Raw genomic sequence first — 20,578 nt, forward strand, 5'->3', positions numbered from 1 at the left:
TTATATTAGATTTAAATATAATATTCTTAAGAGAATTTATATAAATAAAAAAACTCCCTCTCTTATACTTTATAAGAGACGAAGTCATACTCCGCGGTTCCACTCTAATTGAACATAGTTCCACCTTAAACTTCGCTATAAACGGCGACCCGTTAAAGTACTACTAATATTTCATACTTTAAACTCCGAAGTGCACTTCATATATTACTTTGCCAAAGGATCTCAGCAACTCCTTCTCTCTGTAAGCACTATTAATATACTACTTTCTTCATCTCAGTTTTCCTACTATTCCGATATGTTTAATTTAATTATACTCTTTTGGGTTTATTTGTCAATATGTATTTTTTATCTCTACTATTTTATTTATACCATTTTATTCCCATCTTTTTTATTTCTATATTTTTTTATTTCTAACATTTTTATTTTAATGTATGCTTATACAATTAAATAGTTCAATTATATAAAATAAAATTTATAAAAGCTTATCTAAATAATAAACTTTTCTATAATTTCTACAAAAAATAAAAAAGCTGCCAAAAGGCAACTCTTTATTTAAAATTCATTATTTTTATAGGGTTAAAAACAAATTGATTAATCTTTTATCTTTGATTTCCTATAAATACTACTCCTAAAGTTCCAGGTCCACCATGAGTTCCTATTACTGCACCTATAGAGTTAATAATAACATCTTTAACTTTAACTTCCTCAAGTATCATTCTTTTTATATCTTCAGCATCTTCTAAACAATCTGCATGACATATAAATATTACTTGATTCTCTGGATTTATTACTTTTTCTTTTAATTGTTGAACTAAATATTTTAAAGCTTTTTTTCTTCCCTTTATTTTATCTCCTGGAATAACCTTTCCATCATTATCTATTTTTAAAGTTGGTTTTATCCCAAGTAATCCTCCCACTGCTGCTACTGTACCTGAAATACGTCCCCCTCTTTTTAAGTGATTTAAATCATCTACTGTTATTGCATGAATAACATTCTTTTTAATTGATTCTAAATATTCTACAACTTCATTAATATCTATATTATTTTTTATCATTTCATTTGCTTTATAAACTAAAGATCCTTCTCCAACAGATACACTTAATGAATCAATAACTTTTATATTTGCATTCGAATATTCTTCTAATACCATTTCTCTAGCTGTATATGCACTATTATAAGTTCCACTTAATGCCGAAGATAACCCTATATAAATTATTGCTTCTCCTTGCTCTACATACTTTTTAAATATTTCTAAAAAAGTTCCAACATTTACTTGAGTAGTAGATGGCATTGCGCCCTCTTTTATCATTTTATAAAAATCTTCATGTTTCAAAGTTTGTCCTAAGTCATCAGGTATAAATTCTCCATTTATATTGACCATAAGTGGTACTACTTCTATATTATTTTCTTTTATATATTCTAAAGATAAATCACATGCTGAATCAGTTATAAGTCTAACTTTCATAATATTCAACTCCTACAATTACTTTCGTTTTAGTAATTGATATTATACATTCAAAACTTTTCATTGTCAAATCCTTTGATTATCAAAATATATATATATATATAAGAAGAATAAACTTAAAGTCTATCCTTCTTTTAAAATATTATTTATTTACTATTAAACATTCTCCAGTCATTTCTTCTGGTTTTGAAAGACCCATTTCATTTAACATAGTAGGAGCTATATCTGCTAGCTTACCTTCTTTTAATGTTCTTCCTTCAGTTCTGTTTGAAACCCAAATGAATGGAACTGGATCTGTAGTATGTGCTGTAAATGGATTTCCTGTTGAGAAATCTATCATAGTTTCTGCATTACCGTGGTCAGCAGTTATAAATAAAGTTCCGTCTTTTTCTAGAATCTTATTTGCAACCTTTCCTAAGCATTCATCTACAACTTCGATAGCTTTTACAGCTGCTTCCATTACTCCTGTATGTCCAACCATATCTGGGTTAGCATAGTTTAGAATAATCATATCATACTTATCTTCATTAATTCTATTAATTAATTCTTCTGTTACTTCATAAGCACTCATTTCTGGCTTTAAGTCATAAGTAGCAACCTTAGGTGATGCTATAAGAGCTCTATCTTCACCTGGATTTTCCTTTTCAACTCCACCATTAAAGAAGAATGTAACGTGAGCATATTTTTCTGTTTCTGCAATTCTCAATTGATTTAATCCATTGTTTGATACATATTCTCCTAAAGTATTAGTAATACTTTCTGGTCTGTATGCAACATGTACTCCTTCTAAAGTCTTATCATATTGAGTCATTGTAACAAATGTTAAGTTTAAAGTTTCTCTCTTAAATCCTGCAAAATCTTTATCATTTATTGCCCTAGTTATTTCTCTAGCTCTATCTGGTCTAAAGTTAAAGAATATTACTGAATCTCCATTTTTAATCATTCCATTTGAATCTACAACAGCCGGTAATACGAACTCATCTGTTTTATTATCGTGGTATGATTTTTCTATTGCTTCTACTGCTGAAGCTGCAATTTCACCTTTTCCAAGTACCATTGCATTGTAAGCAAGTTCAACTCTTTCCCATCTGTTATCTCTATCCATTGCATAGTATCTTCCTGCAACAGTAGCTATCTTACCTACACCAATTTCTTTCATGTAGTTTTCTAGTTCTATTATAAAATCTTTTCCTGATGATGGTGGAACGTCTCTTCCATCCATGAAGCAGTGAACATATACATTTTGTAATCCAGCTTCTTTAGCTAGCTTTAATAAGCCTTTTAAGTGATCTATATGTGAGTGAACTCCACCATCTGATAATAATCCCATTAAGTGAAGTGCTGCATTATTTTCTTTAGCATTATTAACAGCAAGAGTTAATGCATCATTTTTGAAGAATCCACCTTCACTAATTTCTTTAGTTATTCTAGTTAATTCTTGGTATATAATTCTTCCTGCACCTATATTTAAATGACCAACTTCTGAGTTACCCATTTGTCCATCTGGTAATCCAACATATAATCCACTAGCTTGTAATTGAGTGTGTGGATATTTTTCCATTAATCCACTAAAGTTTGGTTTATTAGCTGCTTCAACAGCATTTCCATCTGACTTTGGAGCTATTCCAAAGCCATCTAATATCATTAACATTACAGGTTTCTTCGCCATAATTCCCTCCAAATTTTTATTAAAATCTATATTTGACAATATTCTAATATTATCTTTCTTAATTTATATATATATTATACTATAATTAGTGACCTTAAACAATAAAAGCACTGATTAGGTAAACCTTTGCAGAAAATTATTTTAACTCTATAAAACATATTTTAGAATATTTTCTAAAAATTTAAATTTTTCGTTTCTCCAAAACCATTTAATACTCTAATATAAATTTAAAATTATTTATTTTTTGATAAAACTTGTATTTAAATTAATGATATTTAGATAAGTTACATTTTTTTCCCCATTATTATAAGTTCAGAAATAGCAAATTCTTCTTTATTACTAAATTCTATAACTATTTCTTTGGTATTAACTTCATCAAAAGAAATTATAGTAGCTTCTCCTGGTAATTTTGCCAAACTAGAATCAATTCCTTTAAATGTTTTATTTCTTGAAACTTTTATTTTCTTTATCTCTGGTCTTTTACCTTCTTCTACATTCCCATACATAAGTATATCTGTAGCTTTTATTTCCTCTTTTAATTTTATAGTCAATTTATTTTTCCCCTTACCACTCCATTCATAATCTTCAAAATTATTATGATAAACTATTTCTCCATCATATAATAATTTTTCATCTTTTTCTGATTCACCTTCTACTTCTATAGATTCTATTAAATCATTAAGATTATCGCTACTGCCAGTTCCTGATGGTAAAGGTTGAGGTGTTACACTTGGACCATTTATATACATTGTTCCATCTTCTCTAAATCCAAGTTTATCTATATTTATCGTCCTTCTACTTCCTCCATCTTCTGGATTCATATGTGTATGATACACTGAATATATTTCCTTACCATCTTTTGATTTTGTAACAGAATTATGACCTGAACCCGAAACATGTGTCCACTCTATTTCACTTGTTAAAACTGGATTATTTTCATATTTTTCAAATGGTCCTAAAGGATTATCAGAAACAGCATAACCTATAGAATATAATTTATCCCAGTATGGATGAGCTGAATACATTAAATAATATCTATCATTTTCCTTCAAGATTGTTGGACCTTCATTCCATACCCATTCCCCTTGGACATCTTCCCATTCTTGTTCTGGAGTAGTTAACAATACTGGTTCTCCTTTGAAAGTTACCATATCATCACTTAACTCTACCCCATATATTTGACTAGTATTTTTCCCATTTATCTGATTTGTAGAGCAATCTTTAACATAATAAAGATACATTTTACCATCTTCCATAAGTATATTTGCATCAATAACTGCAAATTCTTCACCTATTATAGGTCTGTTTGTTATATCTTCAAAAGGTCCATATGGATTATCGCTAGCAGCAACCCCTAATCCAAGATTTTTTGTTTCTCTATCTCTTGCAGTGTAATACATATAGTACTTGCCATTTTTATAATATACCTCAGGAGCCCAGTAATCTCTATTGGACCAGCTTCCCCTTTTAGCCATATAGGCAACTCCAACTTCTTTCCAAGTAATTAAATCATCTGATTCCCAAGCTAGATATCCAGACGCTTGAATTTTATCACTTGTTCCATATGCATAATACTTTCCATCCTCAGTTCTTAATATAAAAGGATCTGCTATTAACTCTATATTTTGTGGATTAGTATAAAACTTACTTTGATCATAGTTATCTGAGGTAACTTGAATAAAACTATCTCCTTTCCCCTCACAACTAATTAAAGTTCCAACTACTCCTACAAGAATACAGCCTACTAATATTTTTTTATATTTCTTCATTTTTGCCTCCACAACAATTATTCGATTTGTTAAATTATATTAATATTACTTCTCTGAGATTTAATATATACAAACAGTATTACGTTATTTAATTTCTAAATTTTTAATATAAATCTTTGAACCATCTGCTCTAAAGCCAATTTTTCCATGAGTATATAAATTCAAATCATCATAAGATAATACTTCCTCATCATTAAGCTTAACAAGTATTGTATTTTCTTTAATCTCTATTTTAAAGTTATTGAACTCTTTTTGATTTATTTTAACTTCTGTGCTTATCAATTCTTCTCTTCCATAATTTAATTTATACAATGTCAGTTTTTCTTCTTGAACTTGTAGATAATATCCAAGCATCGAATCAGTCACTTGCTCTTTATATACAGACTCATTTGTTGCATTAAAGTAAATTCCAACATCATTTATTACATTTCCTAAAGCAAAATCAACAGATAATGACTGTATCTTAAATTCATCGTTTCCATAAAATGCTCTATTTATTTCATCCCCTAAATTTTCAGTTGCATCATTCAAGCTTGTCCATCCTGCTATCAAATTCCATTCTGCATCACTTGGTACCTTAGATAAATTATTTTCATACTTTACCTTTGCGTTTACTTTATAAATGTCTAGACTTTCAATATTTAATGCACCTTCTCTTAACTTTAACTCTATTTGATGATAACCTTTCTTTAGCTTCATTTCTCCTAAATATTTTTTAAACCACTCATTACTATTTTCATTTCCATCTATAGTACATGTTAAAGCTTTTTTCCCATCAACTAATATATCTACTTTTCCCTTTGTATCAGCACTCTTTATTATTGCATCTACTCCATAGTTGTAATCTTCTTTTATATTTATGTTATACAATACTGATTTGCCTTTTTCATTTAATGTAATTGCTGAAATACTATCTTTATATTCTATTGTAGGTATTTCATAATCACTTCCACTGTAATGTATTGCATCTATTCTACCTGGAATAGCCTTAATAGTCTTACTATCACTTGTTCCAAATGACTCATTCGTAAATGCTAAAAACGAATAATCTGCTTGATCCTTTGCGTATTTATATCCAATTGAACCTGCTTTAAATCCATTATCTGTAGTTAATACTTTTATATTATCTAAAAGTACTTCTGTCTTATTTGGATTATTTTTTATCCTTATAGTATGCATCTTACTAAAATCAAATTTATATGGTAACGTATTTTCACTAATCAGTGATTCATTACCATTTTCTATTGATTTCATAGACACTTTATTAGCCTCGATATCTATATTAATTTCTCCGTAATTTTTACTATCTTTATATGATGTAACTATACAGACATTACTATCTCTTACATTTGAAAAAGAAAATTCAGCAGTAAATACTTCACTTGTTTCATCATTTGAAACAGTAAATTTTTCTTCTCCTTCTTCTATATCTTTCATTTTATTATCTGTATCATTATTTACCCATGTGTAAAACTGCGGCATATTAGGGCTTGGTTGATTAAAATTCGTAGGTCCCAAAACAGACATTTTTTCACCATTAAAAACTAATCTATCTATATTTAACTTTCTTAGTGGAAACCCCTTTTCTCCCACTAAATTATGATATGTGATATAGTAAGAATCTAAATCCGGCCCTAAAACACTCGAGCTGTGTCCTAATGCATTAAAGTCTTCTGAAGTATTAATTAATATAGGATTATTAATCCCTTCTTTATATCCAGTAATAGGAGATTCTACTGATGTAGAGTAATTCACTCTATATCCAGTACTTTTAACATGATTTCCTGTATAAGTCATATAGTATATGTCATCTCTTTTTATAACACTAGGCCCCTCTGTCCACCAGTTCATAAATGTATTATCAACGACCTTTGTTTCTTCTACTTCAGTTGGAGATTTCATAGGAGCAGCCATTATACCTTTAGGTGATGCATAATAAAAATACCACTTTGCATTATCATCTATAAAGACACTACCATCTATGCTCATACCAATATTATCTGATATTAATTTAAATGGTCCTGTAGGTGAATCACTTTGTAGTACATAATGTCCTTTACCAGCTGGAGATGTATACATATAAAAATATCCATCCCAATATATTACTTCTGGTGCATATGCTCCTAGTGTTTTCTTTTCCTCTGTAACTAGTCCCTCATACTTCCAATCCACTAAATTATCTGAACTCCAACATTTTACCCCTATCTTATAATCATGAGTTGATACATATAAATAATATCTTCCATCATACCTTAAGATATATGGATCTCCTATTCCATAGCCATCTTCCCATTCATCCTCTAAAGTAAAACTATTTAAATATTCATTTTCAACATTAATATTGTTCTCATTACCCACATATTTTGATGTACATCCTGTCATTAGCACCGTTGTAATCAACAAACTCACAGTTAACCTCCTCATAATACCCTCCATTTAAAGCATTACTTTTTTTAATCTATCTTTTTAATAATAATAAACAACATTAATGCTTATTATTATCAGGAACTAATACTAAGCTTAATATTCCCTTAATAAAAACACATTAGTTATTAATCATATTAATATAAGTTCTTTTACCATTAACACTTTTATATTCATTTCAGAAATACAAAAAGCCAGATATGTTTTAAATACATCTTTCAATATATTTTTATACACTCTAGCTATGACTTTAAGTATATAGGATTTTATAAGATCCAATTATTTTTTTAATTTACTAATCCATTATTAATTTTTAAAATAGCTTTATTTTTAGATAGCATAATTACTCCTGAAATCATAAATAAAATAGCAGAAATTATATCCATAAAGAAGTAAGAAATTAGTGAACAAACAATAAGCCAAATTCCTTTTCCTTTTTCAACCACATTATTTTTAGTTTTTTTATAAATATATAAATTTACTAATCCCATAGCCATAAATAGAAATCCTATAGTAGTTGTAACTATATAAACATTATCTAATAGTAATTGAATAGATGTAATATCTACTTGCGAAATATCTCCTAGCCCTACTCCTTTAGTTTTTATATACGTTGCATAAATAAATATAGTAGCTAGTCCAGATAGTAATTGCCATATTGAACCTATAAGAATCATATTTCTTTCAAGCTTTCTATTTAATACTTTCATAATTATGCCTCCAAATTTATAATATATAGTTGAACCTGTCGCAGAAAATCACTTAATGCCACATGTAGAATGTAAAATTTAAAATCGATGTGGTATTTTATATTAAAATACTTAAATTTATATTATTCAAAACTACTTTCAATAGATTTTACCTTAATTCCATATTCTAAATTTTGCATTTTTATTTATGCGACAGCTCCACTTATTTCAAAGAAAAATTAACTTTATTTAGTATCTGGTGTCCATCTTCCTTCATTTATTGCCTTTATAATACTTAAGTCTACTTTTGGCTCTCTAGCATAAGTTAGTAAACCATTTATTTCTTGTTCTACATCAGTTACTTGAGTATAACAAAATCCTTGAATTAATTTTGATTTTAGCATTGGAGATATTACATTATAATATCTTAAAATGAAATCTTCATCGGATGTTGCTGCGGAATATCCCCAGCCTTCCCATTCACTCTTTTGATATGAAATTCCTCCCATTTCAGAAATAATTATAGGTTGTCCTTCATAATTCCATTCTTTAGCAAACATACCTCTTCCTGAGTGTTTTGTTTTTAAGATATTATCTAAAGAAGAATATCTTTCGGTTAAAACTTCATTTCTATATTCATAATCATGAATTGTAAGAAGGTCTGTTTTTGTGTGTTCCCATCCATCATTAGAAATAACAACTCTTGTTTGATCAAATGACTTTGTTAACCAATACATAGCAGCTGAATGAGCTTGCTGATCTTTATTATTCATTATTGAATCTACACCCCAAGACTCATTTAGAGGAGTCCATGCAACTATTGAAGGATGATTATAATCTCTTTCTATCATTTCAATCCATTCATTATTTAACATCTTAACATATCTTCTTGAATAAACATATGCATTAGCCATTTCTCCCCAAACCAATAGTCCTAATTTATCTGCCCAATATAAAAATCTTGGATCTTCTATCTTTTGATGCTTTCTTACACCATTAAATCCCATCTCTTTGCACAATTTAATATCTTTAACAAAATGTTCATCTGTTGGTGCTGTAAGTAACGATTCTTCCCAATACCCTTGATCTAGTAATAACTTTTGGTAATAAGGTCTATTATTCAACATAAAGACCCCATCCACGATTTCTACTTTTCTTAATCCAAAGTATGATTTAACTGTATCAATAATAGTATTTTTCTTGTAAACACTAAACTTAATATCAAATAATATTGGATTTTCTGGACTCCACGCCAAGGATTCATGATGATTCCAATCTAATGTTAATTCTTGATTTAATCCAAAAGCTCTCTTTTCTCTGCTACTCATTAAAGCTATTTTATCATTAACTATTACTGTATCCTTAACTGATATTTCTACACCTAATGAAGTTTCAGTAATATCTCCTTCAAATTCATACTCAACTAAAACTGTCTTTTTATCTAAATCAGGAGTAAGCCACACTTTCTTCAAATATGTTTCACTTACTGGCTCTATCCAAACAGATTGCCAAATTCCTGTTGTTCTTGTATAGAATATTCCATGAGATTCTTTTCTCCAAAATTGTTTTCCTCTTGGTAGTTCTAAATCAGTTGCATAATCTTCAACTCTTAAAACAATTAAATTATCTTTTTCCTTTATAACACTTGTTATATCTACAGAAAAAGGTACATGTCCACCTTTATGAGTAAATAAATGCTCACCATTTACCCATAAATCTGCCTTATAATCGACAGCTCCAAAGTGCAATATATTCCTTTTATTTTTCATAACTTCATCTAAGTCGAAAGTTTTTGAATACCATACTATATCATGAAACTCCTTTATATTTATTCCTGAAAGCTCAGTTTGATAAGCATAAGGAACTAATATACTCTTACCTAGTTTTGGGTTCTTGTACCACCCATCCTTTATTCCTATATTGTTATCATCAAAATCAAATTCCCACTCTCCATTTAAATTAATCCAGTCTTCTCTTACGAATTGTGGACGTGGATATTCATTTCTTGGTATATTAACTGTCATATCTATTCCTCCTAAATTTTAACCCTTAACTCCTGATTGTAAAGATAATCCTTCCATAAAATACTTTTGTGCTACTAAATATAATATTAAAGTAGGTAAAATTGCTAATACTGTTACAGCCATTAAATGAGCTACTTTTATACTATAGCCAGTCTGTAATGTTCTTAATCCTGCTGTTAATGTTAATTTTGCTGTATCATTCATAATAATTGTTGGCCATAAGAAATCATTCCAAGAACCTGTAAATGAGAATAATCCAACTATTATTAATATTGGCTTACATAATGGTACTATAATCTTAGTATATATTCTCCAAGTACTTGCACCATCAACTCTTGCTGACTCATCATATTCCTTTGGAATTCCCATCATAAATTGCCTAATCAAAAATATATTAACTACTCCACCAAGGCCAGGAAATATTAATGCCCATGATGTATTTACCCAATTTAAAGTATCCATTATTTTATATAACGGAATTAAGTTTACAACAGCTGGAAACATCATTGTCATTAATAAAAATCCAAAAATAGTATTTTTCCCTTTAAAATTCAATCTTGAATATGCATAAGCTGCCATTGAACTAATTATTACTGCTAAAATTGTATGTGTTACAGAAACAAAAAGAGAATTGCCAAACCACTTAATTATTGGTGTAACTGTTGTATCTGATAATACATCTATATAGTTTTCAACTACCCATTTTGCAGGTAAGATACTAAATCCAGTTGTTTGTACTTCTACTTCAGACTTAAATGATGTCAAAATAGCCCAAATCAATGGTGTAATCCATACTATAGCAAGCACTAAAACTAATAAAAAGCATGCTATTTTCTTATAATTAAACTTTTTCTTTTTTAGTTTATGCTCCATATTATTTTCCTCCCTCACTTAAGTTATAGGTAGCACCTGCAGTTTTCATTTTTGCTTTATTTAATTTCTTATTCTTTTTTCTTTGCTTTTTAGCTAAAACTTCATCTTCATCTCTTGATAAAACCGCTTGTAAAATACAAATAAATAAAATACATATACCGAGCATTGCTGCCATTGCTGAAGCCATACCTGCTAATGAGCTTCCTTGTCCAAATCCTAATTCTCTTATATACATTAATAGAACTCTATTAGCTCCATTAGGTCCACCATTATTAAACATAAGAGGTTGTCCATATATATTAAATTGTGCAATAGTTGTCATAACTAGCGTATATAAAATTTGGCTTTTTATTGATGGAAGAGTAATTTTGAAAAACTGCTTTAAAGCTCCTGCTCCATCTATAGCTGCCGCTTCATAATAATCAGTAGGAACACTTGCAATAGCCGCTTGATATATTACCATGTTACTACCAATACACCACCAAACAGTTATTATAATTAGTGCTATCCAATACCAAGGGAAAGTACTCCCCCAATTTATATCTAAATTAGTCATATTATTAACTAATCCAAAAGTTTTATTAAACATGAAATTCCATGCTAACATTACTGCTGAAATAGAAAGTAATCCCGGAACATAAAATACAGATTGAAAAAATTTATAGCCTTTAGGCTTAGTATTTAAAAGAACAGCGAATAATAATGGAATTGCTATGCAGAAAGGTATTGTTAAAACTGAGAAAATAAAAGTATTTCTTAATCCATTCCAAAACTGCTCATAAAAAACTGATTCACTATTCACTAATATTTCATAATAATTCTTAAAGCCTACCCATTGTGGTGCTGAGTATATATCCCATTTAGTAAATGAAACATATATTCCAACCACAGCTGGAATTAAAAAGAATAGAACAAAAAGAATTAAATGTGGTGCTATAAATGAATATGGTGCTAACTCTCTCTTTTTACTCATATTTACCTCCTTTAGAATATTCAATTTAGGATCTTTAGCTATAATATTAACTAAAGATCCTAATTACTTAAGCATTGTAACATCTTAATTAAGGACTACATTTTAATAATTTATCATTACATCCTAATTATTGAGCCATTTGAATTTTTTCACTAGCTTCTTTTTGCATTGCTGCTGCAGCATCCTCAGGAGTCATTCTTCCAAAAGCAGCTTCAAATACAACCTTATCTAAAGCTTCAACAACATTTCCATAGTATTTATAATCATATATTTTTAATTTATTTGCATCTTCTAATACAAAAGCTTGAGGCATAGCTTTGAATTCTTCATTTTCTCTAATTGCATAGTTAGCTGGTACTTGTCCTGCTTTAGCCCATTCTAAACTATTTTCACCAATCCAATTCACAAAATCCATAACTCCCTTTGCTTTTTCATCAGTCATTTTATCATTCCTAAGCATTACGAATTGATGTGAAGAACTCCAATCCTTTGGATTATTTTGATCCATTGTTACCATATGAGTAAGTCCCCAATTTACATCTATACCTTTAAGTGAATTTTGCATCCATATTCCTTCTGGCCAAAATACTAATTGACCCGCTCTAAATAATTGACCTGGGTCATCGCCATCTTGAGTAGCTATTTTAGCATTTACTAAACCATTTAACTCTGCAAATATCTTTTTTGCTTCTGGAGAATCAAGATTAACTTCTTTTCCATCTTTTGATATATCTCCATTTAATTGAGCTAAATAAGATAAATATTGAACTCTCATCCAAGTTAAACCTAAAGCTGGTATATTATCAGCTGCTGATTTTTTCCCAACTTCTTTTACTTCATCAAGTGTAATAATGCCATCATCTAATACATTAGGACCATACTTAGCTAAAAGATCTTTATTATAATAAGTTGCAAATGAATGTACATCTAGAGGAATACTATATTGTTCATCATTTATAGAACCCATTTGCCATGCATTTTCCACATAATTTGATTCTTTTACTACACCACTTGCTTCAATATATTTATTTAACGGTTGAAGTAAATTTTGTTCTGCAAACAAAGCAATTCTTTCAGCATGAACTATTGTTACGTCTGGCACATCCTTACCTGATCCAACTACTGTTGGTATTTTTGTATATAGGTCATCTGCTTCAATAGGCATATGTTTAACTTTATATTCAGGATTTGTTTTATTATACTCGTCTATCATTCTAGTCATATTTTCTCCATCAGCTCCAGTAAAAACTGACCAAAATACTATTTCTTTTTTCCCACCAGAATCACTACCTGATGAATCTTCTTTTGAATTACCACAAGATATTAAACCAAATGATAAGATCCCAGCTAAAATAACACTTAAAATCTTTTTCTTTTTCATAAAAATCTCTCCCCTTTGAAACATTTTTTTTGTTTAATTTCAAATTTATTATATCATTTACTTTATACGTTTTCAATAAATTTTGAAAGTTTTTTCTAATTTTTTTGTTTTATTACCCCCTTTTTTATTGTGTTATTCTAACTTTCTAATATATTTAAAACATTTTTTCTGTTTTAAACTACCGAAAACTTTGAATGTTAAATACTTTATTCCAAATTATTTGTTTTAATTCATTTGTTTAATTTCACTTACCATGATATAATTTATATAGATATTATATATCTCTATATTTTTTACTTTATATATAACAATTTTTATAATTTGGAAAGGAACAATAAAATGAAAAGCTTATCTGTAAATTTTAATGATATTGATAAAATGGCTTCTTATGCCAAAGCTCTATCATCAGAAGATAGAATAAAAATATTAAAAATAACTGCTAATAGTGCTCCTACAGTTAATGAACTTGCAGAAGCATTGTCAATTCCCCTTTCAACTACCGCAATGCATGTAAAAGTTTTAGAAGAATGCGGACTAATATTAACAAGATTAGAACCAGCTGTAAGAGGAACCAAAAAAGTTTGTTTTAGAAACGTAGATGATATTTTTATAGATTTAAATCTTCAAACAGAAGAAAACAAACACAGATGTCACTATATAAACATGCCGATAGGTTCTTATGTAAATTGCGACATCAACGGTACTTGTGGTATGGCCAATGAAAATTCACAAATCGGAATTTTGGATAATCCACAAACTTTCTATTACCCAGATCGTTATACAGCACAAATCATATGGTTTGAACAAGGTTTCTTAGAATACCGCTTTCCATTGGATATATTATCTTTCGGAGATTTAACTAGTTTTAATTTATCTTTCGAATGTTGCTCCGAAGCTCCATCTTATAATCCACATTGGCCATCAGATATAACCGTATGGATGAACAACGTAGAACTACATACTTGGACATCTCCAGGAGACTTCGGGGGAAGATCAGGAAAGTTAAACCCCGTATGGTGGCCTCATAGTTCTACACAATACGGACTTTTGAGATCATACAAAATAGATAATACCGGAACATACTGTGATGAAATTTTAGTTTCATCAATTACTTTAAAAGATTTAGATGTTACCAAAACTCCATACCTAGCAGTAAAAATAGGAATAAAAGAAGATGCCGAAAACTCAAGAGGAATAAATATATTCGGAGAAAAATTCGGCGATCATCCTCAATCTATCTTGCTAGGAATTGAATACAATTCTAAAATATAAATCAAAAACCGTAATTAAAGTGATTTCTAATCCTTTAATTACGGTTTTTAATTTATATTAATTCAACAATACTCAGAATAAAAGATTATTTATTTTTAATAACACAATATCAAATTAACTCTATTTAACTACAAACTTATAAATAGTCTCACTAGAATATTTTCTACCCGCCTCAAGAATGGAATCTTCTATAAACAAATTAGATTTTCCAATCGGAACGTTTTGCGTTTCAAGACACACAGCATCTCTAACTTCTATTTCTCTGCCTATAGATAACTTCCCTTTACTAACATAATTACCACTATAAACTACTACTCCATTACAATCAGTAGAAATCAATAACCCCCTTCCCGATTCTTCATCATATAACTCTACTCTATTTTCATTTTTCATATCATCTTTGAATTTGAAAAAATGATCATATCCCTTTGTAATATTAAATTGATAATAATCTTGATAAATATCTTGTCCAATTTTCTTCCTCCTAGTAAAGTCAAAAGGTGTATTTAAAACATTAATCATTTTTCCAGTAACAATAGATTCATCATCTAATTCAGTAAACTTATCAGCTTGTATTTGTAAAGTATGAGTAGTAATTTTTCTTTTACAATTACCACTCAAATTAAAATAACTATGATTAGTCATATTTAACACTGTGGTTTTATCAGATATTCCATTATAAGAAATTTTAAATTCATTATCATTATTTAATAAATAGCAAACTTCAACTTCTACCTTACCCGGAAATCCACCTTCCCCATCTTCACTTATACAATAAAATTTAACACCAACGAAGTCTTCATCTTTAACAGTTTTAAAACTAAATTTTTTAACATTAAAACCATTATATCCACCATGTAAAGTATTATTCCCATCATTTTTATTTAACTCATAATCCAATTCATCAATTCTAATTTTAGCTCCGCCTATTCTTCCAGAGTTTCTTCCTATAACAGCTCCAAAATAAGCAGTAGTATTTAGATAATCATCACAATTTTCATATCCTAAAACTATATTTTCATATTTACCATACCTATCAGGAACATTTATTTGTGTAATTATACAACCTAAATCAATGCATTTAACTTCAACCCCATTACCATTGATTAAAACAATTTCTTTGTATAAATTCCCACTTTTTGTTTCTATAAAATTTGTTTTAATATCCATTTTCCCCATTCTCCTTTGCATATTTTTGATTAAAATAACACTAATACCCTTTTTTCACATAATTAAAATCAGTATTATTATTTTAAAACATTATTTATGTTTAAATTATAATCTAAATTGCACTTTTTTTAAATATATTAATTTATTTTTCCAGACTTTATTTCAATCTACTAATTAGATATTAAAGCTATTATTAATTTCAACTAATAATATAATGAAAGTAAAAATACAAAAAGAGTTATGTAATGTTTATTTTATAAATCATTACATAACTCTTTTTTTGAAAAACTTACAAATTAATAATTAACTATTTGTGAGAAATCAGCAGCTACTAAGCTAGCTCCACCAACTAAAGCTCCATCTATGTCAGACATAGCCATTTGATCTTTAATTGTATTTGGCTTAACTGATCCACCGTATTGGATTCTTACTTTATCAGCAACTTCTTTGCCAAACATTTCAGCAACAACGCCTCTGATAGCCATTATTGTTTCATTAGCTTGCTCATTAGTAGCAGTTTTACCTGTTCCTATTGCCCAGATTGGTTCGTAAGCAATAACTACTTTTTCTGCTAATTCATTTGATAATCCTTCTAAATCAGCTTTAATTTGAGCTCCAACAACTTCATTAGTTGTTCCATTTTCTCTTTGCTCTAAAGATTCTCCACAGCAAAGTATTGGAGTTAAGTTATGAGCAAATGCAGCTTTAACTTTCTTGTTTAAAGCTTCATCAGTTTCATTGAAGTATTCTCTTCTTTCACTATGTCCTAAAACAACATAGTTAACTCCCATAGCTTCTAACATTCCTGGAGCAACTTCACCAGTGAAAGCTCCTTTTTCTTCAAAGTGCATATTTTGAGCAGCAACCTTAATGTTTGATCCTTCTACTGCTTTTAATACAGCATCTAAACAAACAAAAGTAGGGCAAACTACTACGTCACAAGTAGCATCTTTTACTAATGGTTTTAATTCTTCTATAACTTTTACAGCTTCTGCTGGAGTGTAGTGCATCTTCCAGTTTCCTGCTATTATCGCTTTTCTCATTTAAATCACCTCTTATATTTAATTTGAATAATGAAGGAGTGAAAGAATGAAAAAGTTAAGGTAATTATTCACCGAAGTTGAATAATTAAAATTAAATTCAATTTATAATTTCACTTAAGTGGAATTATAAATATTTTTTTTATTTTCTTAATCCAGTTCACTGGATTATTTCCTCAATTCTTTCACTTATAGTTAAAAGTATAACTTTTAACTATAATTTTCACTTTTTCATTCTTCACTTTTAATAACTAAACTCGTTTTATTTATTATTTAGCGCTTCTATTCCTGGTAATGCTTTTCCTTCTAAGAATTCTAATGAAGCTCCACCACCTGTTGAGATGTGAGTCATCTTATCTCCGAATCCTAAGATATTAACAGCTGCAGCTGAGTCTCCTCCACCGATAACTGTTGTAGCATCTGCATCTGCCATAGCTTTAGCAACTGCAATTGTTCCTTTGTTGAAGTTTTCGAATTCGAATACTCCCATTGGTCCGTTCCATATAACTGTTTTAGCATCTTTAATTGCATCAGCATATAAAGTTTCTGTTTTTGGTCCGATATCTAATCCCATGCTTCCTGCTGGAATGTTTTGATCTTCTGTAACTACTGGTTCAACATCTTTAAATTCTGCAGCAACTCTGTGGTCAACTGGTAATAAGAATTTAACTCCTTTTGCAGCTGCCTTTTCGATCATTTCCTTAGCATATTCAATTCTATCAGCTTCTACTAATGATGATCCTACTTCGTATCCTTGAGCTTTTAAGAATGTGTAAGCCATTCCACCACCGATGATTAATGTATCAACTTTTTCTAATAAGTTGTTAATAACAGCTATCTTGTCTGAAACTTTAGCTCCACCTAATATAGCAACGAATGGTCTAACCGGATTGTTTACTGCTTCACCTAAGAATTTTAATTCTTTTTGAATTAAGTATCCACATACAGCTGTATCTAAGAATTCAGTAACTCCAACTGTTGAACAGTGAGCTCTGTGAGCTGTACCAAATGCATCATTTACAAATATATCAGCTAATGAAGCTAATTCTTTTGAGAATTCTTCAATGTTCTTAGTTTCTTCTTTTCTGCATCTTGTATTTTCTAATAATACAACATCTCCATCTTTCATTTCTGCAACAGCAGCTCTAGCATTTGCTCCTACAACTTCTTCATCTCTTGCAAAAACTACTTCTTTGTCTAGCATTTCGCTTAATCTCTTAGCAACTGGAGCTAATGATTTTGATGCATCTTTTCCTAAATGTGAGCAAAGTATAACTCTAGCTCCATTGTTGATTAAGTACTTAATTGTTGGTAATGCACCGTTTAATCTGTTTTCATCAGTTATAACGCCATCTTTTAGTGGCACATTGAAGTCACATCTTACTAAAACCTTTTTACCTTTAACGTCTATATCTTCGATAGTTTTCTTATTAAAGCTCATTGATTTCACCTCTTAAATTTATTTTGATTAATCTATACAATTTTTATAAACACAAATTTATAATTCTTGATTAATTTAAAATTGGCCTGGCCTCATAGATTTTCTATAAAACCAGACCAACAATTATATTTCTTTAATTATACAGTTAACTATTTAATTATCTAGTTACGAAGTATTTTAAAGTTCTGATTAATTGGTTAGTGTATGACATTTCATTGTCGTACCAAGCAGCAACTTTAACTAATTGCTCATCTCCAACTGTCATAACTTTTGTTTGAGTTGCATCGAATAATGAACCGTAAGTGATTCCGATTACGTCTGATGAAACTATTTCATCTTCAGTGTAACCAAATGATTCGTTTGCAGCAGCAGCCATAGCAGCGTTTATTTCTTCTACAGTTACTTTCTTGTCTAAAGTTACAACTAATTCAGTTAATGAACCTGTAGTAACTGGAACTCTTTGAGCACCACCATCTAATTTTCCTTTTAATTCTGGAATAACTAAACCAATTGCTTTAGCAGCTCCAGTTGAGTTTGGAACGATGTTAGCAGCAGCAGCTCTACCTCTTCTTAAATCACCTTTTCCGTGAGGACCATCTAATGTGTTTTGGTCATTAGTATAAGCGTGGATTGTAGTCATGAATCCTTTTTGAACTCCAAACTTGTCGTTTAATACTTTAGCCATTGGAGCTAAACAGTTTGTAGTACATGAAGCACCTGAAACAACTGTTTCAGTACCATCTAATATATCATTATTTACGTTGTAAACAACAGTCTTGATGTCTCCAGTTGCAGGAGCTGAAATAACAACCTTCTTAGCACCAGCTTCTAAGTGTAAACCAGCTTTTTCTTGAGAAGTGAAGAATCCAGTACATTCTAAAACTACGTCAACGTTTAATTCTTTCCATGGTAAGTCAGCAGGATTTCTTTCAGCTGTAACTTTTATTTCTTTTCCGTTAACAACGAAAGCTCCTTCTTTAACTTCTATTTCTCCGTTGAATCTTCCTTGTGAAGAGTCATATTTAAATAAGTGAGCTAAAGTCTTAGCATCAGTTAAATCGTTGATTGCTACCACGTTGAATTCTGGGTTTTCAATCATTAATCTTAATGCTAATCTTCCTATTCTTCCAAAACCATTAATTGCTACATTTACCATTTGCAATTACCTCCTAAAAATAGTTATATTTAAAATTTTAAAAATTTTAAGCTTGTTTAGTGTGTTCCTTAATAAATTCTACAATTTTTCTACCAGCTGCTTCATCTGTTATTAATACTGCATTTTGATTTTTCATCATTGTTGCAATAATAGCATCAACTTTATTTTCCCCAGCTGCTACAGCAATATGTGTGTTAATTTTTCTTGCTTCATTAATATTTATTCCAATTGAAGTATTTTCTGAAACAACTTTGGAATCTTTGTTAAAATAACAACCAAAAGCTTCACCAACAGCTCCAAGAGATTTAAGTTTATTAAATTCTTCTTCTGAAACATCTCTTTTTTCTGCCATAACTAAAGCATCACCAATACCATAAATTAAAATATCAGCTTTATGGATATTATCTATAACTTCCTTTATTTCTTTTTCCTTTAGTAAAGTATCTAAAAGCTCTAAACTAAGATTTTCAGGAAGATGAAGCAATTTATAAGCACCATTTAACTTTTTTGCTAAGGATGCAGCTAATGTACTAGCCTGTATTTCAACTTTTCTTCCCATACCTCCTCTTGCCGGAACTACGAGAATATTTGAAATATTATTTATTTTAGGTAATGCCTCTACAAATTCTTTTATAGTATTTCCCCCAGTTATAGCTATTATATTATTATCTTTAATAATTGATTTTAGATAATTAGCTGTAGCTTTACCAAGTTCTTTTAATATTATTTCGTTTGCTTCTACATCACCTGGAACAATTATTACATCTCTTAACCCAAGGAAGGACTTAATGTTTTCCTCAATATCTGATAAACCTTTTATTTCATGTATGAAATCTTTAAGCTTATTCACTACTTCTTGTCCCTCTTCGGTAACTGTCATTCCTGGAGTATTAATCTCTATCAAATTTTGTGATTTTAAAAAACTTATTTCAGTTCTTACAATCCTCTCTCCAAGATCTAACTGATTGGCTAAAACACGTCTTCCGATAGGCTGATTGTAATATATAGTCCTAAGAATACTATATCTTTTCTCAAGGACTTCTACAAGTTCAGGAACTATTTTTTTCTGTAAAGACAATATTTCCTGCACTTTCAACCCTCCTTTGGTCTAAAAAGGTCCCGCATATAACTTATATGTCCCACATTTATTATTATAAAACACTTCTATGAATTTTAAAAGTACTTTCTGCAAACTTTTCTAAAAGTTTTACAAATTTTTAGCATTATAACT

General features: G+C 29.6%; 15 protein-coding genes and 1 other annotated feature. Of the genes, 1 reads left to right on the forward strand and 14 read right to left on the reverse strand.

Features of this window, described 5'->3' with window-relative positions; translation table 11 throughout:
* Nucleotides 1-71: 71 nt before the first annotated feature.
* Nucleotides 72-284 (reverse strand) — a binding site (T-box leader).
* A gap of 315 nt (nt 285-599) precedes the next feature.
* The 9 genes from J2Z25_RS04400 to J2Z25_RS04440 form a co-directional block, all read right to left on the reverse strand.
* Entirely contained in the window at nt 600-1,466 is an 867-nt protein-coding gene (locus J2Z25_RS04400; RefSeq protein ID WP_209738656.1) for a DegV family protein, read from the reverse strand.
* A 142-nt stretch (nt 1,467-1,608) separates the two neighbouring features.
* Nucleotides 1,609-3,135, reverse strand: a complete 1,527-nt coding sequence (gene gpmI / locus J2Z25_RS04405; protein WP_008680190.1) for a 2,3-bisphosphoglycerate-independent phosphoglycerate mutase — start codon at nt 3,133-3,135, stop codon at nt 1,609-1,611.
* Nucleotides 3,136-3,419: 284 nt separating this feature from the next.
* Nucleotides 3,420-4,904, reverse strand: coding sequence for a glycoside hydrolase family 43 protein (locus J2Z25_RS04410; RefSeq protein WP_209738658.1), 1,485 nt, complete (start codon nt 4,902-4,904; stop codon nt 3,420-3,422).
* 84 nt (nt 4,905-4,988) lie between these two features.
* Nucleotides 4,989-7,313, reverse strand: a complete 2,325-nt coding sequence (locus J2Z25_RS04415; protein ID WP_209738660.1) for a family 43 glycosylhydrolase — start codon at nt 7,311-7,313, stop codon at nt 4,989-4,991.
* A 302-nt stretch (nt 7,314-7,615) separates the two neighbouring features.
* Nucleotides 7,616-8,038, reverse strand: coding sequence for a hypothetical protein (locus tag J2Z25_RS04420; protein ID WP_209738662.1), 423 nt, complete (start codon nt 8,036-8,038; stop codon nt 7,616-7,618).
* A gap of 224 nt (nt 8,039-8,262) precedes the next feature.
* Nucleotides 8,263-10,041, reverse strand: a complete 1,779-nt coding sequence (locus J2Z25_RS04425) for a glycoside hydrolase family 2 protein (RefSeq protein WP_209738664.1) — start codon at nt 10,039-10,041, stop codon at nt 8,263-8,265.
* 18 nt (nt 10,042-10,059) lie between these two features.
* Nucleotides 10,060-10,914 carry a carbohydrate ABC transporter permease gene (locus J2Z25_RS04430; RefSeq protein WP_111928376.1) on the reverse strand — a complete coding sequence of 285 codons (855 nt, stop codon included), beginning with the start codon at nt 10,912-10,914 and terminating at the stop codon, nt 10,060-10,062.
* A gap of 1 nt (nt 10,915) precedes the next feature.
* Nucleotides 10,916-11,887: a carbohydrate ABC transporter permease gene (locus J2Z25_RS04435; RefSeq protein ID WP_209738666.1), complete on the reverse strand. Its 972-nt coding sequence runs from the start codon at nt 11,885-11,887 to the stop codon at nt 10,916-10,918.
* A gap of 127 nt (nt 11,888-12,014) precedes the next feature.
* Nucleotides 12,015-13,268: an extracellular solute-binding protein gene (locus J2Z25_RS04440; RefSeq protein WP_209738668.1), complete on the reverse strand. Its 1,254-nt coding sequence runs from the start codon at nt 13,266-13,268 to the stop codon at nt 12,015-12,017.
* Between the two features lie 339 nt (nt 13,269-13,607).
* Here J2Z25_RS04440 and J2Z25_RS04445 point away from each other — a divergent pair, with 339 nt between their 5' ends.
* A complete protein-coding gene (locus J2Z25_RS04445; RefSeq protein WP_008680201.1) occupies nt 13,608-14,540 on the forward strand; it encodes an ArsR/SmtB family transcription factor in 933 nt (310 codons plus the stop codon).
* 120 nt (nt 14,541-14,660) lie between these two features.
* Here J2Z25_RS04445 and J2Z25_RS04450 read toward each other — a convergent pair whose 3' ends face one another.
* The 5 genes from J2Z25_RS04450 to J2Z25_RS04470 form a co-directional block, all read right to left on the reverse strand.
* On the reverse strand, nt 14,661-15,710 hold the full coding sequence (locus tag J2Z25_RS04450; protein WP_209738670.1) for an aldose epimerase family protein: 1,050 nt from the start codon (nt 15,708-15,710) through the stop codon (nt 14,661-14,663).
* Between the two features lie 296 nt (nt 15,711-16,006).
* Nucleotides 16,007-16,753: a triose-phosphate isomerase gene (gene tpiA, locus J2Z25_RS04455; protein ID WP_209738673.1), complete on the reverse strand. Its 747-nt coding sequence runs from the start codon at nt 16,751-16,753 to the stop codon at nt 16,007-16,009.
* A gap of 259 nt (nt 16,754-17,012) precedes the next feature.
* A complete protein-coding gene (locus J2Z25_RS04460; RefSeq protein ID WP_099346765.1) occupies nt 17,013-18,191 on the reverse strand; it encodes a phosphoglycerate kinase in 1,179 nt (392 codons plus the stop codon).
* Between the two features lie 157 nt (nt 18,192-18,348).
* Entirely contained in the window at nt 18,349-19,347 is a 999-nt protein-coding gene (gene gap, locus J2Z25_RS04465) for a type I glyceraldehyde-3-phosphate dehydrogenase (RefSeq protein WP_008680207.1), read from the reverse strand.
* Nucleotides 19,348-19,393: 46 nt separating this feature from the next.
* Nucleotides 19,394-20,437 carry a sugar-binding transcriptional regulator gene (locus J2Z25_RS04470; RefSeq protein WP_209738675.1) on the reverse strand — a complete coding sequence of 348 codons (1,044 nt, stop codon included), beginning with the start codon at nt 20,435-20,437 and terminating at the stop codon, nt 19,394-19,396.
* Nucleotides 20,438-20,578: the final 141 nt, after the last annotated feature.

The organism is Clostridium tertium, assembly GCF_017873245.1.
In the GTDB taxonomy this organism is placed as follows: Bacteria; Bacillota; Clostridia; order Clostridiales; family Clostridiaceae; genus Clostridium; species Clostridium tertium.

Excerpts from the sequence above, each read along its gene's own strand:
- J2Z25_RS04430 (WP_111928376.1), bottom strand. The coding sequence starts at position 10,914 with ATGGAGCATAAACTAAAAAAGAAAAAGTTTAATTATAAGAAAATAGCA.
- J2Z25_RS04425 (WP_209738664.1), bottom strand. The coding sequence starts at position 10,041 with ATGACAGTTAATATACCAAGAAATGAATATCCACGTCCACAATTCGTA.
- J2Z25_RS04460 (WP_099346765.1), bottom strand. The coding sequence starts at position 18,191 with ATGAGCTTTAATAAGAAAACTATCGAAGATATAGACGTTAAAGGTAAA.
- tpiA (WP_209738673.1), bottom strand. The coding sequence starts at position 16,753 with ATGAGAAAAGCGATAATAGCAGGAAACTGGAAGATGCACTACACTCCA.
- J2Z25_RS04420 (WP_209738662.1), bottom strand. The coding sequence starts at position 8,038 with ATGAAAGTATTAAATAGAAAGCTTGAAAGAAATATGATTCTTATAGGT.
- J2Z25_RS04440 (WP_209738668.1), bottom strand. The coding sequence starts at position 13,268 with ATGAAAAAGAAAAAGATTTTAAGTGTTATTTTAGCTGGGATCTTATCA.
- J2Z25_RS04450 (WP_209738670.1), bottom strand. The coding sequence starts at position 15,710 with ATGGATATTAAAACAAATTTTATAGAAACAAAAAGTGGGAATTTATAC.
- J2Z25_RS04435 (WP_209738666.1), bottom strand. The coding sequence starts at position 11,887 with ATGAGTAAAAAGAGAGAGTTAGCACCATATTCATTTATAGCACCACAT.
- J2Z25_RS04445 (WP_008680201.1), top strand. The coding sequence starts at position 13,608 with ATGAAAAGCTTATCTGTAAATTTTAATGATATTGATAAAATGGCTTCT.
- J2Z25_RS04400 (WP_209738656.1), bottom strand. The coding sequence starts at position 1,466 with ATGAAAGTTAGACTTATAACTGATTCAGCATGTGATTTATCTTTAGAA.
- gpmI (WP_008680190.1), bottom strand. The coding sequence starts at position 3,135 with ATGGCGAAGAAACCTGTAATGTTAATGATATTAGATGGCTTTGGAATA.
- gap (WP_008680207.1), bottom strand. The coding sequence starts at position 19,347 with ATGGTAAATGTAGCAATTAATGGTTTTGGAAGAATAGGAAGATTAGCA.
- J2Z25_RS04410 (WP_209738658.1), bottom strand. The coding sequence starts at position 4,904 with ATGAAGAAATATAAAAAAATATTAGTAGGCTGTATTCTTGTAGGAGTA.